This is a genomic window from Lacibacter sp. (assembly GCF_057361365.1).
In genome coordinates, this window is record NZ_JBMQSG010000019.1 from 39,157 (window position 1) to 54,601 (window position 15,445).

15 protein-coding genes are annotated in these 15,445 nt (G+C 40.2%); 14 read left to right on the top strand and 1 reads right to left on the bottom strand.

Features of this window, described 5'->3' with window-relative positions:
• Positions 1-168: 168 nt before the first annotated feature.
• The 9 genes from ACO1QW_RS16270 to ACO1QW_RS16310 all read left to right on the top strand — a co-directional run bounded on the left by ACO1QW_RS16270 (position 169) and on the right by ACO1QW_RS16310 (position 8,409).
• Positions 169-720, top strand: a complete 552-nt coding sequence (locus ACO1QW_RS16270) for an RNA polymerase sigma factor (RefSeq protein WP_486260347.1) — start codon at positions 169-171, stop codon at positions 718-720.
• A 1-nt stretch (position 721) separates the two neighbouring features.
• Positions 722-1,543 (top strand): anti-sigma factor, encoded by an 822-nt coding sequence (locus ACO1QW_RS16275; RefSeq protein WP_486260349.1) that lies wholly within the window; start codon positions 722-724, stop codon positions 1,541-1,543.
• A 118-nt stretch (positions 1,544-1,661) separates the two neighbouring features.
• Positions 1,662-4,040: a 3-hydroxyacyl-CoA dehydrogenase NAD-binding domain-containing protein gene (locus ACO1QW_RS16280; RefSeq protein WP_486260351.1), complete on the top strand. Its 2,379-nt coding sequence runs from the start codon at positions 1,662-1,664 to the stop codon at positions 4,038-4,040.
• Between the two features lie 55 nt (positions 4,041-4,095).
• The gene (locus ACO1QW_RS16285; RefSeq protein ID WP_486260352.1) at positions 4,096-4,710 is read left to right on the top strand and encodes a DJ-1/PfpI family protein; all 615 of its coding nucleotides are present in this window, start codon (positions 4,096-4,098) and stop codon (positions 4,708-4,710) included.
• A 46-nt stretch (positions 4,711-4,756) separates the two neighbouring features.
• Complete coding sequence (locus ACO1QW_RS16290; protein ID WP_486260354.1) at positions 4,757-5,443, top strand: hypothetical protein; 687 nt, start codon at positions 4,757-4,759, stop codon at positions 5,441-5,443.
• Between the two features lies 1 nt (position 5,444).
• The gene (locus tag ACO1QW_RS16295; RefSeq protein ID WP_486260355.1) at positions 5,445-6,104 is read left to right on the top strand and encodes a peptidase M10; all 660 of its coding nucleotides are present in this window, start codon (positions 5,445-5,447) and stop codon (positions 6,102-6,104) included.
• A gap of 41 nt (positions 6,105-6,145) precedes the next feature.
• On the top strand, positions 6,146-7,039 hold the full coding sequence (locus tag ACO1QW_RS16300; protein WP_486260357.1) for an ABC transporter ATP-binding protein: 894 nt from the start codon (positions 6,146-6,148) through the stop codon (positions 7,037-7,039).
• Positions 7,040-7,060: 21 nt separating this feature from the next.
• Complete coding sequence (locus ACO1QW_RS16305) at positions 7,061-7,879, top strand: ABC transporter permease (RefSeq protein WP_486260359.1); 819 nt, start codon at positions 7,061-7,063, stop codon at positions 7,877-7,879.
• Between the two features lie 2 nt (positions 7,880-7,881).
• The gene (locus tag ACO1QW_RS16310; RefSeq protein WP_486260360.1) at positions 7,882-8,409 is read left to right on the top strand and encodes a hypothetical protein; all 528 of its coding nucleotides are present in this window, start codon (positions 7,882-7,884) and stop codon (positions 8,407-8,409) included.
• On the opposite strand, the gene ACO1QW_RS16315 is transcribed toward ACO1QW_RS16310, so the two are convergent.
• Complete coding sequence (locus tag ACO1QW_RS16315) at positions 8,406-9,317, bottom strand: TIGR01777 family oxidoreductase (protein ID WP_486260362.1); 912 nt, start codon at positions 9,315-9,317, stop codon at positions 8,406-8,408. The genes ACO1QW_RS16310 and ACO1QW_RS16315 overlap by 4 nt on opposite strands.
• A 107-nt stretch (positions 9,318-9,424) precedes the next feature.
• On the opposite strand from ACO1QW_RS16315, the gene ACO1QW_RS16320 reads away from it, so the two are divergent.
• The 5 genes from ACO1QW_RS16320 to ACO1QW_RS16340 all read left to right on the top strand — a co-directional run bounded on the left by ACO1QW_RS16320 (position 9,425) and on the right by ACO1QW_RS16340 (position 15,375).
• A complete protein-coding gene (locus ACO1QW_RS16320) occupies positions 9,425-10,969 on the top strand; it encodes a hypothetical protein (protein WP_486260364.1) in 1,545 nt (514 codons plus the stop codon).
• A gap of 103 nt (positions 10,970-11,072) precedes the next feature.
• On the top strand, positions 11,073-12,062 hold the full coding sequence (locus tag ACO1QW_RS16325) for a hypothetical protein (RefSeq protein WP_486260366.1): 990 nt from the start codon (positions 11,073-11,075) through the stop codon (positions 12,060-12,062).
• A 66-nt stretch (positions 12,063-12,128) separates the two neighbouring features.
• Positions 12,129-12,803 (top strand): phosphoribosylformylglycinamidine synthase subunit PurQ, encoded by a 675-nt coding sequence (gene purQ / locus ACO1QW_RS16330; RefSeq protein ID WP_486260368.1) that lies wholly within the window; start codon positions 12,129-12,131, stop codon positions 12,801-12,803.
• Positions 12,804-12,913: 110 nt separating this feature from the next.
• Positions 12,914-13,372 carry a protein-disulfide reductase DsbD domain-containing protein gene (locus ACO1QW_RS16335; RefSeq protein WP_486260370.1) on the top strand — a complete coding sequence of 153 codons (459 nt, stop codon included), beginning with the start codon at positions 12,914-12,916 and terminating at the stop codon, positions 13,370-13,372.
• A 47-nt stretch (positions 13,373-13,419) separates the two neighbouring features.
• Complete coding sequence (locus tag ACO1QW_RS16340) at positions 13,420-15,375, top strand: protein-disulfide reductase DsbD family protein (protein ID WP_486260372.1); 1,956 nt, start codon at positions 13,420-13,422, stop codon at positions 15,373-15,375.
• Positions 15,376-15,445 lie beyond the last annotated feature (70 nt).

Sequence of the window (15,445 nt, forward strand, 5' to 3'; positions counted from 1 at the left end):
AGACGAAGTAACTCGGGAACGAAGTGAATTTTGTTTATTCAAAAAAAAATTCGGTTATTGTTCATGTTTTAGAACCATAACCGAACTTTTTACGTATAAGCCTGTTATAGGATGCTGTGATGAAGAATTGATCGGTGTAATTCTATATTCGTTAAACAATCACTCTTTTTGTATTCTGCAGCAACATATAACGAAAGCGAGCTTGTAGGCCGCCTCACAAACGGCGACCAGCAGGCAATGTCCGAACTCTATGATCGTTTTTCAGGAGCCATACTTGGCGTTATCATGAAAATCATCACAGACCAGGCAACTGCCGAAGATGTATTGCAGGAAACAATGTTAAAGATCTGGAACAATATCGGCAGCTTCGATACTTCAAAAGGCAGACTTTTCACCTGGATGATCAACATTGCCCGCAACCAATCGATCGATAAAACAAGATCGAAAGGTTTTAAGAACAGTTCGCAAAACTCTTCGCTTGAAGATTCCGTATATGTGAGCGAAACAGTTCCTTCAGCAGGAGCAAGTGTTGATACAATGGATGTTCAAAACTGGCTTTTACAACTGCCCGAAGAAAACCGACAGTTAATGCGTCTTGCTTATTTCATCGGCTACACTCAGGAAGAAATAAGCAAAGAATTAAATATGCCGTTGGGAACAGTAAAAACCAAAATCAGGAATAGTTTAATTGTATTACGTAAAAAACTAAATGTAACCTGACGTGGATCTGAGTTGTATCATACAATCCGGTGACCTGGAGCTTTATGTTCTTGGTATGCTTTCTCCCGAAGAGGCAGGCAAGATAGAGGCTTTGTGTAAACTGTTTCCTGAAATTCAACAGGAGGTAGATGCTATTGCCGCTACTTTTGAAGCGGGCGCCATGCAAATGGCTGTAGCACCTTCGTCTGCTGTAAAAGAAAAATTAATGGCTTCGCTTCCTGCAAAAGGAGGAACAAGTGCGGTTGCCGAAACCAATGGCGCTCCTGCGAAAGTGGTGGAGCTGAAACCAAACTCATCATCAGGCAAATTAGCGATCGCTGCTTCATGGGGTTTATTCCTGTTGGCCGGAGCATTCGCCATTTATCTTTACAACAGCAACCAGCAATTAAAAAATGATGTAGCTGCATTACAGCAAGATGCTGCAACATCTGAACAGCAAGTTGCTGAACTCAACAAAAAAGTTTCTTCTTACGAATTATACCGCCAGTTAAAATCAGATGCTTCGATGACTTCTGTTGTGCTTGCATCAGTAAAACCTGAAGTAAAGCAGCACGCTGAAGTGTTCTGGAATAAAACCACAGGCGAATTATATATCGATCCCGCATCGTTACCGCCAGCACCAAAAGGCAAGCAATACCAGCTATGGTTCCTGATCGATGGACAACCAACAGATGCAGGTATGATCAGTCTTTCAGATGTTGCTATTCAAAAAATGAAGCAGACCAAACCCGGTGCACAAATGTTTGCTATTACGCTTGAAGATGAAGGCGGCAAACCAACTCCTGACCTGAGTGCATTGGTTGTTGCAGGTAAAGTGAGCTGATCTTTCGCAACAAAAATTTAGCTGTTAATTTCATTTCAAGTCTTTTGTGAAATAGCTTTTAATGCTATCTTCGATGTAAATAGTTAGTTATGCAACTATTTTTTTAAAAGCTTGAAATATGAAAAGAACAATTAAAAAAGTTGCCGTATTAGGTAGTGGTGTCATGGGTAGTCGCATTGCCTGTCATTTTGCAGGAATCGGTTTGCAAACCTTGTTGCTCGATATGGTGCCGAAAGGCTTTGAAGAAAGCACCAAACCTGCTGAGCGTAACAAACTGGTGAATGATGCATTAACTGCAGCCATCAAAAGCAATCCATCGCCTGTTTACACAAAGGATGTGGTGAAGAAAATTACCACAGGCAACTTCACCGATAACATGAAAGATATTGCTTCCTGCGATTGGGTGATTGAAGTAGTAGTGGAGCGTCTCGACATCAAACAACTCATTTTTGAACAGGTAGAAAAATATCGTAAGCAGGGCACGCTTATCACTTCCAATACATCCGGTATTCCCATCAGCATGATGGCCGAAGGCAGAAGTGATGATTTTAAAAAACATTTCTGCGGTACACACTTCTTTAATCCGCCACGTTATTTGCGTTTGCTCGAAATCATTCCTACAAAATATACTGATCAGTCCGTTGTTGATTTCTTAATGAACTACGGTGATCTCTACCTCGGCAAAACAACGGTGTTGTGTAAAGACACACCTGCGTTTATTGCCAACCGCATTGGCGTATTTGCAATGATGTCCATTATGAATCTGATGGACAAAATGAAGTTGACGATTGATGAAATCGAAGCATTGACCGGTACTATTATTGGCCGACCAAAATCTGCCACCTTCCGCACAGGTGATGTGGTTGGATTGGATACATTGGTGAAAGTGGCGAAAGGAGTTGCAGAGAATTGTCCCGATGATGAAGCGAAAGAAATTTTTGCGATTCCGTCGTGGCTTAATAAAATGATCGATAACAACTGGCTTGGCGATAAAACCGGTCAGGGTTTCTTTAAAAAAAATAAAGGTGCAGGGGGCGAGAAAGAAATCCTTACGCTCAATCTGCAAACCATGGAATATGGTCCACGTGTAAAACCAAAGTTTGCAAGTGTTGATGCAGCCAAACCCATCGACGATCTGAAAACAAGATTGAAGATGTTGTTCAATAGTACTGATAAAGCCGGTGAGTTTTACAAACAGTTTCATTATAGTTTGTTTTCGTATATCTCACATCGTATTCCGGAGATCAGCGATGAAGTCTATCGTGTTGATGATGCAATGATGGCCGGTTTTGGCTGGGAAATTGGTGCATTTGAAAGTTGGGATGTACTAGGCGTTGCTAAAACAGTTGATGCCATGAAAGCTGAGGGTTATAAAGTAGCTCCCTGGATCGACGAAATGATCGCAAGTGGTGCAACAAGTTTTTACAAAGTAGAAAATAACAAACGTGTTTGTTACGATCCTGCAAGTAAATCGTACAAAGTAATTCCTGGTGGCGATGCATTTATTGTGATGAAGAATTTCGAGAACCAGACAGTTTGGAAAAATGCAGCTTGTCGTACCTATCATTTAGGTGATGATGTGCTGGGCTTGGAATGGAATACCAAAATGGGGAGCATTGGTGGTGAAGTATTGGAAGGAATACAAAAATCAATTGCATTAGCTGAAGACAAATACAAAGGTTTGGTGATTGCAAATGATGCAGCACAGTTTAGTGCAGGTGCCAATGTGGGGATGATCTTTATGCTCGCCATTGAACAGGAGTACGATGAACTCGATATGGCTATTCGTATGTTCCAGAATACCATGATGCGTGCACGCTATTCATCCATACCTGTTGTAGTTGCGCCGCATGGTTTAACGTTGGGCGGTGCATGCGAATTGAGTTTGCACAGTGATAAAGTTTGTGCAGCAGCTGAAACATATATTGGACTTGTTGAACTTGGTGTAGGATTAATACCCGGCGGTGGTGGCACCAAAGAATTTGTACTGCGTGCCGCTGATGAAATGCATGAAGACGAACCGGAAACGATTACACTCAAAAATCGTTTCTTGTCAATAGCTACTGCAAAAGTTGCCACATCAGCCAAAGAAGGTTTTGAGATGGGTGTGTTCCGTAAAGGCCTGGATGAAGTGGTGATGAACCAGGGCAGACGAATTGCAGAAGCAAAAAAATCAGTGATTGAAATTTTTGATAGTGGTTATGTTGCTCCAACACAACGCAGCGATGTAAAAGTGTTAGGTCGTTCTGCACTTGGTGCACTCCTTGCCGGTATTAACGGAATGAAAACAGCAGGTTATGCAACGGAACATGATTCGGTTGTTGCTAAAAAACTTGCTTACGTGATGTGTGGCGGTGATTTGAGTGAACCAACTTTTGTTACTGAACAATATTTACTTGACTTGGAACGGGAAGCTTTCTTATCGCTTTGCGGTGAAAAGAAATCACTTGAACGAATTCAAAGTGTATTGAGGGGTGGTAAGCCGGTAAGGAATTAAATATTTATTTATCCGAAATAGAAAGCGTTGGTTAATTTTAATCAACGCTTTTTTTATGCAATACAAAGTCGCAATTTTTATTTTCAATGAAGTAGAGGTGCTTGATTTTGCAGGACCCTTTGAAGTGTTTAGTATAGCGGGACTAAGAACATTGCCCGAAGCGCCTTTCGAAGTTTTCACTGTTGCACAGTTTGAAATCATTGAAGCAAGAAATCATTTAACGATAATACCTACTTATACCTTTGCTAAAGCGCCCAAAGCAGATATCATTCTCATTCCCGGTGGAGGTGGACGACATGCAGATGGAACGCTATTTGGAAGCCGCAGGGAAATGAACAATCCCATTGTACTCAACTGGGTAAAAGAACAAGCGGCGCAAGCCAAATTGGTCTTGAGTGTTTGCACCGGTTCACTCATTTTAGGTAAAGCTGGTTTACTGGAAGGACTGGAAGCAACCACTCATTTCAAAGCGATGGATGGATTAAAAGAAATCTCCGATCAGATTCATGTAAAAGAAAATGTACGGTTTGTTGATAATGGAACTGTTATTACATCAGCAGGGATCTCTGCAGGAATCGATATGAGTTTGTATACCGTTGGTAAATTGTTTGGTAAAGAAGTGGCTGATGAAACTGCAAAGTACATGCAGTACGATTACTGGAAGGGATAAGTTTATTAATAATGATCGACTATAAGTTCGTTTGAAAATACAGAATATGAAACACCTTGTTATTAGTGTAATTCTATTATTGTTTCAGCAGCAACTTTTCTCGCCACAAGATTATTCGGGAGTTTATGGAGAAAAAATTCCTTTATCTAAAGAGATGAGGGAAGTATACAAAGAACTAAGCCCTGATAAAGATGATTTTGGTTATGATGCCAAACTTATTCTTAAAAAAGTAAGTGGTAATAAGTATAAGTTCTGGCTCTACGTATGTAAAGGATTTCCAAGTTATAATAGCGGGCAGATTGATGGGTTTATTGAATTTAATAGCATGAAATCTAAATTCAGGCTAGTTGATGATGATATTGTCGGTAGTTGTAAGCTCAATTTCAGTGTCAATGGTAAGACTATTTTGATTGATCATGATTATGAAAATGGTTATTGCGGATTTGGTGCAAATGTGACAGCGCAAGGTGTTTATCCTTTAAAACGAAAACAGGTCAGAACAGAGGATATTGAAGAGACTTTTCAATACGACGTCGAAGAGGTTACAATTGCGAAGGCAAAAGCATACATCTACAAAAATCAAAATGATATAAATCCGTCTATGCAATACTTTGTAAAGGGTGATCGAATTCTTTTATTAAAGGATGAAATAAATCGTGTCTACACAGAATTTATTTCGGCGTCAGGGAAATTTGTATTTGGATGGGTGAATAAAACTGATTTAAAGAATTAAAATGGCGCTCGCTCAACTCATACAATCCTCCAATCAACTTATCATTCATTCGCATTTCTATATTTATGGGGATGCGGCTACAGAAGCATTAGCCAAACAGATCGGCAATGATATTGCACAGCATTGGAATGAACCGCAGGCCAATGTTATGTACAAACACGATTGGTACAAATTGATCTTCGATGTTAAAGCTGTGTATGAACCCCAACTCAAACCTGACGATGTCTGGTACAACACCGATCCAAAATTGTTTTTCTTCCGCATTGAAGAATATTCGCCATTGGATATTTCGTTTGTCGACGGCATTGGCAGCAACACAGGATATTTTAAATTGGGTAATCTCCTGCAAACATCAACAACAGCTGCGCATGAATATGGTCACATGATTGGGTTGCATCATCCGAAAGAACTGGATGTTCGTGGACATGCAGCACCGGGCATCATGTATCCAAGGGGTACCTTGTGCGATCCGCATTTTCAATATGATCCAAATGCAGTTGCCGGGCAAAAAGGTGGCACACTTGATCCAAAGCATCGCAAAGTATTAGCGCAAGATATTGAGCAACTCAAACTTCATAAACTTGATTTCGATGAAGCAGGCTTTGCCGTTCTTGGAGATTTTACCAGTATTTATCACGCACATTATCTGCCAAAAGAATAATCAGTTACATTTAGCTTTCATTTATCATCACAAACAAATCTATGAGCGTATTACAGGTTCAGGATCTCAAAAAAACTTACGGAAAAATACAAGCGTTGAAAGGTGTTTCATTTGAAATACCACAAGGTGCTGTGTTTGGTATTCTTGGCCCCAACGGAAGCGGTAAAACAACCATGCTCAGCATCATCCTTGATGTATTGAATGCTGATAGCGGTACTTATTCCTGGTTTGGTCAGCCTGCATCACCTGATTTGCGTAAGCGAATCGGATCGTTACTGGAAACGCCGAATTTTTATCATTACCTGTCAGCCGTAAATAATTTAAAGATCACCAACAGTATTAGTGGGCGGGGAGATGCAGCGGCAATTGATGCTGTATTACAAAAAGTGAAGTTGTATGAACGTCGTAACAGTCGCTTTAGCAGTTATAGTTTAGGAATGAAACAACGTTTAGCAATAGCCGCAGCTTTATTGGGCGACCCGCAGATATTAGTGCTTGACGAGCCTACCAACGGTCTCGATCCTGTTGGTATTATGGAAATACGTGAACTGATCATTGAGCTTAGTAAGAAAGGCCATACAATAATCATGGCGAGCCATCTTCTTGACGAGGTGGAGAAAGTTTGTACGCATGTAGCCATTTTGAAAACCGGTACGTTGATCACTTCAGGTTCTGTTGAAGATGTGTTGGTAGATGAAGATATTGTTGAGCTGGGTGCGACAGATATGGAACGATTGAAAAATGTGTTGATTAATTACCCGGGTAAAACATCAACTACGTTTAATGCACAAACAATGCAATTACATTTCCCCAAAGGCACAGCCAGTGCCGAAGCGGTGAATCGTTATTGTTTTGAGCAGGGTATTGTGTTGCAATATCTTTCCATCAAGAAAAAAAGATTGGAAGAACGATTTTTTGAACTCACTAACAACTAACCTTATCAATCCAAAATTTATATGTTTCACTTATTGCGAACAGAGTGGCTTAAACTAAAAAACTATCCCGGCTTTTGGTGGCTAATGGGTATGACGGTTTTATCGTACCCCGGCATCAACGGTATGTTTTATTTTGTTTATAAAGATCAAACAGCAAATGCCAAGCAGGCGGCACAAATGTTGAAAATGCTCATTGGAAATCCATTCGCATTTCCGGAAGTATTCAGAACCGCCGCTTTTTTATCTTCCTGTTTTGTTACGGTTCCAGCATTGCTGGTAATTATGCTCATTACAAACGAATACACGTATAAAACAAACCGTCAGAATGTGATCGATGGCTGGAGCAGGCAAGAGTTTCTTATTGCCAAGTTTCTTAATGTAGTCATCATATCGCTGATTGTAGTAGCGCTTTACAGCATTGTAGCATTTACTATTGGGTTTATTAATACCGGTGCAGATGTGAAAGATAAATTTCAACTGGTGAATTATATTGGTTTGTTTGCATTGCAGACATTTGCACAGTTGTCATTTGCATTCCTGTTGGGGCTTCTTATAAGAAGGGCATTCATTGCATTAGGTGTTTTTATTTTTTATAAAATTCCTGTTGAAAATATTTCGGCAGAGTTGCTGAAGAAATATGTACATCCCGAAGCCGGTCGTTTTCTGCCAACAGAATCATCTGATTTGTTAACACCAGTTCCGGCTTTTCTCGGCCGGCTCGATCCGAAAGTTTACGATCATTCACTAAGAATTATCAATCAACAAATATTCGTGACAATTGCCTACCTGTTAATTTTTTGGGCATTGGTATTCTGGATTTATAAAAAGCGTGACCTTTGAATATGAACAAGATTAAAATGATACTCGTCGCATTGCTGATCAGTTTCGCTTCGGTAAATGCTCAGAATATTAATACCGCTATTAAAACAGAAGCATTAAAGATGGGCCGTGCACTTTCGGCTATGGATATTGAAGCATATAGCACTTTTATGTATCCTTCACTTGTAAACGATAATAAGTCGAAAGAAAAAATTAAGCAGGGAATCGATTCTGTAAATAAATACAGGGAACAGTTTGGCATTAAAGTAAAACAGGTGCTGATAGGAAACCCCTCGAAAGTAGTAACGTATAAAGACTTTATGCAATGCACATTGCCTCAAACCCTGATTATTGAAGCACTCATGGGCACGCTTGAAACAGAAACAACATTGATTGGTTTATCGAAGGATGGAAAGAAATGGTATTTTGTTGATGCCATGCTGTACAACCAAAAGGACGCAAAAGATAAATTGCCTGAACTGAGTCCCAATATTGTAATTCCTCCAATGAAACCGCCGGTAATAAAAGCTGCAGACGGAAAAACGAATTAAGCGATCAATTCATTTAACGCTGCATCAAGTGTGGGATAAAGAAATTGAAATCCACTGTTACGGATCTTTGATGCGCTGACGGTTGCGCTTTTCAATACTTCAATACTCATTTCACCCAATACCATTTTTAACGCAACCGAAGGAACAGGCATCGTAATAAATCCCCGGCCCCGCATTTTTGTTGCAAGCGCCAGTGTTAGATCTTTATTTGAAACTGGGTTAGGAGCAACTGCATTATACACGCCGGTTATTTCTTCATTCTGCAGTGCATATTCATACATGCGCACAATATCATTAATGTGTATCCAGCTCACAATTTGTTTGCCGCTGCCTAACACCGCTGCTAAACCAAAACGAAGCGGTTTTTTAAATTCAACCAATGCGCCATCTTCATTACTCAGCACAATGCCAGTTCGTAATATCACCAAACGTTTACGAAGTTTTGTAACAGGCTTAATGCTTTGTTCCCACTCTTCGCAAGTTTTACCAAGAAAATCCTGGAATGGGGGATCGGTTTCAACAAACGCATTTTTTTGATCAGGGCCATACCAACCAATGCCCGATGCACTTACAATAGTTTTTACATTGTTCGGAATTTCAGATAGCGCTTTCACCAACAGGTTACTTCCATCCACACGACTTTTCCTGATTTCTTCTTTGCGTTTGTCTGTCCAGCGTTTATCGGCTACACCAGCACCAGCCAGGTGAATAATATAATCGCTTTCGGCAATTGCTTTTTCGTCAATTGTGCCTTTCTCAGGATTCCAGGTTTTGTAACTGACAGACGGTTGATTACTCTTTTTTGCGGAGCGACTTAAAACAATAATGGCATGACCTTTGGCCGTAAAATATTGCGTAAGTGCCTTTCCAATTAAACCTGTTCCGCCCGTGATACAAATTGTTGCCATAAAAAGTTTGCTGTTTTCTCGTATTGTTATGCAATTTAATTTTTAACGGCATCTTTATACGAAATGTTTGCTTTCAGCGTAATTTTAAGAAGTAATTAATGAGAGATATGAAGATCTTAAAAACGATCATACCAGCCCTGCTACTTTTGCTTGCTGTTTCTTCTGCAAAGGCCCAACGCATCTACTACTCCGAACCCGACCGAGACGATCTGCGTCAATTGAAGTTTGAAGTTATGGGTAAATATGGCAGCAATTATTTAGTTTATAAAAGTATTCGCAGTCGTCATTTTATAGCGGTGTACGATGCAGAGATGAAGCAAAAGGATAAAGTGGAACTTGATTTTATTCCCGACCGTGCTATCAATGTCGATGTATTTTCTAACCCCGAACATTCAATGGTTATTTACCAATACCAGAAGAAGAACGTGATCTATTGTATGGGTGTAATGATTGATGGTAGCGGAAAAAAAATTGGCGAACCACTTGAACTTGATACAACTGAATTAAGCATTTTCAGCGATAATAAAATTTACAGCACCATCATAAGCGACGACAAGCAAAAACTAATGGTGTTTAAAATGAAGAACAAGCAGAGGGATGATTTCACTATTCAAACTGTTTTGCTGAGTCATAACTTAATGCCTTTACGCAAATCATCGTTCAATTATCATCTTGAAAATTCAAGAGAGGCCATTGCTGATTTTTATCTTGACAACGAAGGAAACTTTCTGTTCAGTCATGTAACACGGCCTGCATCGAGAGATTATATCAATGAAGCCAAACTAGTGGTGTTGCCGGTGTATGCCGACTCCATCAGGTCATTTAAACTCACCCTTGATAAAGTATTGCTCGATGAATTGAGAATTAAAGTTGATAATCTGAATGGTCGCTACATTCTCACATCACTTTATTCAAAAACAAAACGAGGCAATATTGACGGATTATTTACAGCCATTATCAATAAAGATCTTTCAGGAACCAGTATTGAACGGGCGATAGAATTTAGTGATGAGTTTCGGGCATTAGCGAAAGGCGATAATTCAACCAAGCTGGCGTTTAATGATTATTTCCTGAAACATTTAGTGGTGAGAAGGGATGGTGGTTTACTTATCACTGGCGAAAATACTTACGGCAACCAAAGAGGTGGCGGATTTAATCGTTGGGATAATCCTTGGATGTGGGGAAATAGTTTTTATCCGGGCAATTACTGGGGTTGGAATCCTTACAATAATTGGGGCTGGCGTGGTTATGGTGGGTGGAATTCACCTTACGGTTGGAATAGCAGCCAACAAACAAGATATTATGCGGATAATATTATGGTGATTTCTCTTGACAAGGATGCAAATATGCAGTGGAACAATGTTATTGCAAAAACACAGTTCGATGATAACACCGATAATATGATCAGTTACCAGGTAATGAACAGCGGCGCTGAATTATTATTCCTGTACAATGAGTGGAGCAGGCGTTCACCTTTATTGAACGCACAATCACTGGATCCTAACGGAAGAGTAAATAAAGAACCTCCGTTAAAAAGTCTCGACAAAGGATATGAATTTATGATTCGTTTTGGTAAACAGGTTAGCGCAAGAGAAATGATTGTTCCGTGCTTATACCGCAACTCATTCAGCTTTGCACGTATAGAATTTTAAGCCTTGATTTAATGAAATAGAATACCGCAAGTAAAAGCTTGCGGTATTTTTTTTGGTGAAGTGAATTTCTTTCGGAATGTTTGTGCCGCAAATCAATTAGCCTGTGATCCGTTTTTTCTCCGGCAATAATCCGCTGAATGTGATTATTCTTTTTTTCCTGGGGCTTCTTATTAAGTTGCCTTACTTCATTACGCCGGTTATTCCAAAACCGGAAGTAACGGATGGCTTTCTCTATATTGAATTATTAAAAACACTGCAGCAAACGGGAGCAATTTTTCCGGTAATTTATAGTGTTATTGCTTACATGTTGTTGTTTACACAGGCCATTACATTTAACGGCTTGGTGAACGATCAAAAGTTGTTTGTAACACCCAATTACCTGCTTGCCTTATCGTACCTGGTTATTACAAGCGTGGTGCCTGAGTGGAATGTTTTGTCGCCCGCACTTATCATCAATACTATTCTTGTGTGGGCATGGCCACGAATGGTTGGACTGTATAATCACCCCAAACCGAAAACGGTTTTATTCAATATTGGTTTTGGATTTGGTCTTTGTTCATTCTTTTATTTTCCTTCGGCTTACTTGCTACTGTTGCTCATTGCAGCGCTTATTCTTTTCAGGCCGTTTTATTTAACCGAATGGCTCATCGCTATTCTTGGTATCCTTACGCCATTCTACTTTTTACTGGTGTATTTTTTTGTGTGGGATAAATGGGCCATGGTAAAGGGAGTAGTTCCTGCCCAGTACCTGCGTTTGCCCGATGTATCGTTTAACTGGGAATTTTGGGTGAAGTTTTGCCTGGTGGTATTTCCGTTGGTAGTGGGGTTACTGATGAGTCGCACTTATTCCAGTCGTCTGCTGGTGCAAACCCGCAAAAGCTGGAATTTCATGGCATTTTACCTGATAATTTCTCTTTTCATCCCATTTATAAATAGCTTCCAGGGCCTTACACATTGGGTGCTGGCGGTGGTGCCCATCAGCCTTTACCACGCAGCTTTTTATTATCATCCAAAGAAGAAAACCTTTCCCGAACTTATTTTTTGGGTCAGCCTTGTCTGGATCATCGCAAATTATGTTATCCTCAACAGCTAAATCGCCTTCAATCCTTACCTTTGCGCTTTCCTTTCAAGTGGCCAAAATCAAATAAAAAATTAGCTCGTGAAATTTGGTATAGTTGTTTTCCCCGGCAGTAATTGCGACAGAGACATGCAGGACTCCCTGCAAAATGATATGAACCAGGAAGTGGTGATGCTTTGGCATAAAGACAAAGATCTGAGCATGTTTTCAACCGACGACTGTATTGTGTTGCCCGGCGGATTTTCCTATGGAGATTATCTCCGTTGCGGAGCTATCGCCCGTTTCAGTCCCATGATGGAAAGTGTGATCGCTTTTGCTAACAAAGGGGGCAAAGTGTTGGGTGTTTGTAACGGCTTCCAGATTTTATGCGAAAGTCTCCTGCTCCCCGGTGCTTTGTTGCGTAATGCCAACCAGAAATTTATTTGTAAAAATATTTACCTCACGGGTGAAGGTGGTACGGGTTTAAAGATCCCCATTGCCCATGGCGAAGGACGTTATTTTGCCGATGAAAAAACGCTGGATAGCCTTGAAACGAATGGACAGGTTATTTATCGCTACTGCGATGAAAACGGGATTGTTACGGCTGAAGCTAATCCAAACGGTGCTATTCGCAATATTGCCGGTATTTCTAACAAAGAAGGGAATGTATTTGGAATGATGCCACATCCTGAGCGTGCTACAAGTGCAATTCTGGGCAATACAGATGGCCGTATAATTCTCAATTCTTTGTTAATCAATGCTGCCGTTGCCATCTGATAGAAAGGCCCAATCGTAAATGATTTGATAAAGTTCTTAATTCTGTGATGAACTGACATTTCGGTAAAGGATTTCGAGGCATCTTTGCAGTAAATCAGCAATACAAATCCATGGAAAAATTTTTCTTATCAATTGGTTTACTATTCGTTTCAGTTGCGCTGTTTGCTCAAAGCGGCAACAAAGTGAAATGGGACTATACCGTGAAGAAGCTTGGCGATAAAAAATACGAAGTGCGTATGGTAGCCAATATTCAACCGGGCTGGCATTTATATAGCCAAACACAGGCTGAGGATGCCATAGCTTTACCAACTACAATCACTTTTGCCAAAAATCCACTGTTGGTTGTAGCCGGCAAGCCAAAAGAAGTTGGTAAAGTAACTGATGCTTTCGATAAAGCCACTCAATCTCGTTCACGTTTTTATTCTAATAAAGTAGAATTTGTACAAGTGGTGACTGTAAAATCAAACGTCAAAACTTCGCTTACGGGTGATGTAGAGTTTATGGTGTGTGATGATAAGCAGTGTTTACCTCCCGATAAATCAAAATTCAGCGTTAAGTTAGAAGGATAAAAAATTGATCCCGTCTTTTATAAGGCGGGATTTTTAACTCTGTCAGCATGAGATTATTTCTACGCACGGCTATTACTATCGTCATTTCTTTTTTCTTCTTCAATTTTTCAACTGCTCAGGATTCCAGTGTGCTACAGTGGAGTGTTAGCAGTAAGAAAATATCGGGCAATGAATATGAATTGCTATTCACAGGCAAAGTAAAATCGGGTAAATTCTTATACATCTTTACGAAAGATGCAGAAGGTCTCGATTCAATAGCAGTAAAGTTCACAGACAGTGCAATTGTGAACAATGGCTCCATGCAAATACTTCAGGGAACCAGTTCATTTGCCGATCCAATTTTTGACAACAAAAATGTGTTGATTGCAAAGCAGGAAGTTGTTCTTACCCAAAAAATAAAAGTAACTGGTGTTGTTCCGGCTCAATTAAAAGGAACGTTGGTTTATACAACGGGTGGGACCGAAGAGTTTTTACCATCACAGGAATATGCATTTGACGTTAAACTGGAAGGTGGTGTAGCACAAACAGCACGCATCAAAATCAATTCAATTGATTTAAATAACACGGCCAGTGATTGTGGCGATGAAGGCACCGAAGGAAAAAGTTTGTGGGGCATATTTTTTCTTGGTTTAGTAGGCGGGTTTATTGCTTTACTTACGCCTTGTGTATTTCCGTTGATTCCATTAACCGTTTCCTTTTTTACCAAGCGAAGCGGCAGCCGGGCAAAGGGTATACGTAATGCATTGCTGTATGGCTTGTTTATTTTTATCATCTACATTTTATTAAGTCTGCCGTTTCATTTGCTGGATCAAACTGATCCGGAGATACTGAATAATATTTCCACCAACGTTTGGCTCAACATTATCTTCTTTGTCATTTTCGTGGTATTTGCAATTTCGTTCTTCGGTTATTTTGAAATATCACTGCCGGGCAGCGTTGCAAACAGGGCCGATTCAAAAGCAAGTGTAGGAAGTACGCTTGGTATTTTCTTTATGGCATTAACCTTGGCCATTGTTTCGTTCTCCTGCACGGGGCCGATTCTTGGATCATTATTGGCAGGTGCTTTAACAAAAGATGGCGGAGCTATTCAGTTAAGTTTTGGAATGGGAGGTTTTGGTTTAGGTTTGGCTTTGCCATTTGCATTGTTTGCAATGTTCCCGAACTGGTTACAATCACTGCCAAAAAGTGGCGGCTGGTTAAACACCGTAAAAGTTGTATTAGGATTTTTGGAATTAGCAATGGCTGTAAAATTCCTGAGCAATGCCGACCTGGTGAAACAATGGCACCTGTTACCACGTGAAGTGTTCATTGGTATTTGGGTGGTCATCGGCATTTTGTTGGTTGCATACTTATTAGGCTTTATCAAATTTCCACATGATGATAAGAAAGTGAAGATCGGTGGTATAAGGTGGACATTTATTTCGCTGTTCGCTGCGGCCACTATCTATTTAATTCCCGGAGTTACCAATACAAAATGGGCTAACCTGAAACTGATCAGCGGTTTTCCGCCGCCTCTATGTTACAGTGTCTACTCGCATCCGGTGAATTGTGAAACCTCATTAGAGCCATTGCGTGATTATGAAGAAGCACTAGCCTTGGCGAAACGACAGAATAAGCCATTGCTGATTGACTTTACTGGTTGGGCATGTGTTAACTGCCGTCGGATGGAGGAAAATGTTTGGACCAATCCTGATGTATTGGATCTCATGAAAAATAAGTTTGTGGTTGTGTCACTTTATGTTGATGAACGAAAAGTTTTACCTGCTGCTCAGCAACAAACATTCACAACAAAAACAGGAGTGAAGAAAGAAATTGTGACGGTAGGTGATAAATGGGCAACTTTCCAAAGCGAAAATTTTAATGCAGTAGCACAGCCGCAATATGCAATTATGGGGTTAGATGAAACGGCTTTGACCAAAACTAAAGCTTATACTCCGAGTGCTGCTGAGTTCAAAGATTGGCTGGAGTGTGGATTGGAAGCGTTTGGTAAAAAGTCGAAATAAATAATGGATCTTTAAAAAATAAAACCCTTCGCTTGTGAAGGGTTTCTGGTTTTGTCAGGCTCTCTTAAAG

What these genes read in the sequence shown, in the direction of transcription:
- ACO1QW_RS16335 (WP_486260370.1), top strand. Translation starts at nt 12,914, where the DNA reads ATGGAAAAATTTTTCTTATCAATTGGTTTACTATTCGTTTCAGTTGCG.
- ACO1QW_RS16280 (WP_486260351.1), top strand. Translation starts at nt 1,662, where the DNA reads ATGAAAAGAACAATTAAAAAAGTTGCCGTATTAGGTAGTGGTGTCATG.
- ACO1QW_RS16340 (WP_486260372.1), top strand. Translation starts at nt 13,420, where the DNA reads ATGAGATTATTTCTACGCACGGCTATTACTATCGTCATTTCTTTTTTC.
- ACO1QW_RS16290 (WP_486260354.1), top strand. Translation starts at nt 4,757, where the DNA reads ATGAAACACCTTGTTATTAGTGTAATTCTATTATTGTTTCAGCAGCAA.
- ACO1QW_RS16315 (WP_486260362.1), bottom strand. Translation starts at nt 9,317, where the DNA reads ATGGCAACAATTTGTATCACGGGCGGAACAGGTTTAATTGGAAAGGCA.
- ACO1QW_RS16310 (WP_486260360.1), top strand. Translation starts at nt 7,882, where the DNA reads ATGAACAAGATTAAAATGATACTCGTCGCATTGCTGATCAGTTTCGCT.
- ACO1QW_RS16300 (WP_486260357.1), top strand. Translation starts at nt 6,146, where the DNA reads ATGAGCGTATTACAGGTTCAGGATCTCAAAAAAACTTACGGAAAAATA.
- ACO1QW_RS16285 (WP_486260352.1), top strand. Translation starts at nt 4,096, where the DNA reads ATGCAATACAAAGTCGCAATTTTTATTTTCAATGAAGTAGAGGTGCTT.
- ACO1QW_RS16320 (WP_486260364.1), top strand. Translation starts at nt 9,425, where the DNA reads ATGAAGATCTTAAAAACGATCATACCAGCCCTGCTACTTTTGCTTGCT.
- ACO1QW_RS16295 (WP_486260355.1), top strand. Translation starts at nt 5,445, where the DNA reads ATGGCGCTCGCTCAACTCATACAATCCTCCAATCAACTTATCATTCAT.
- ACO1QW_RS16305 (WP_486260359.1), top strand. Translation starts at nt 7,061, where the DNA reads ATGTTTCACTTATTGCGAACAGAGTGGCTTAAACTAAAAAACTATCCC.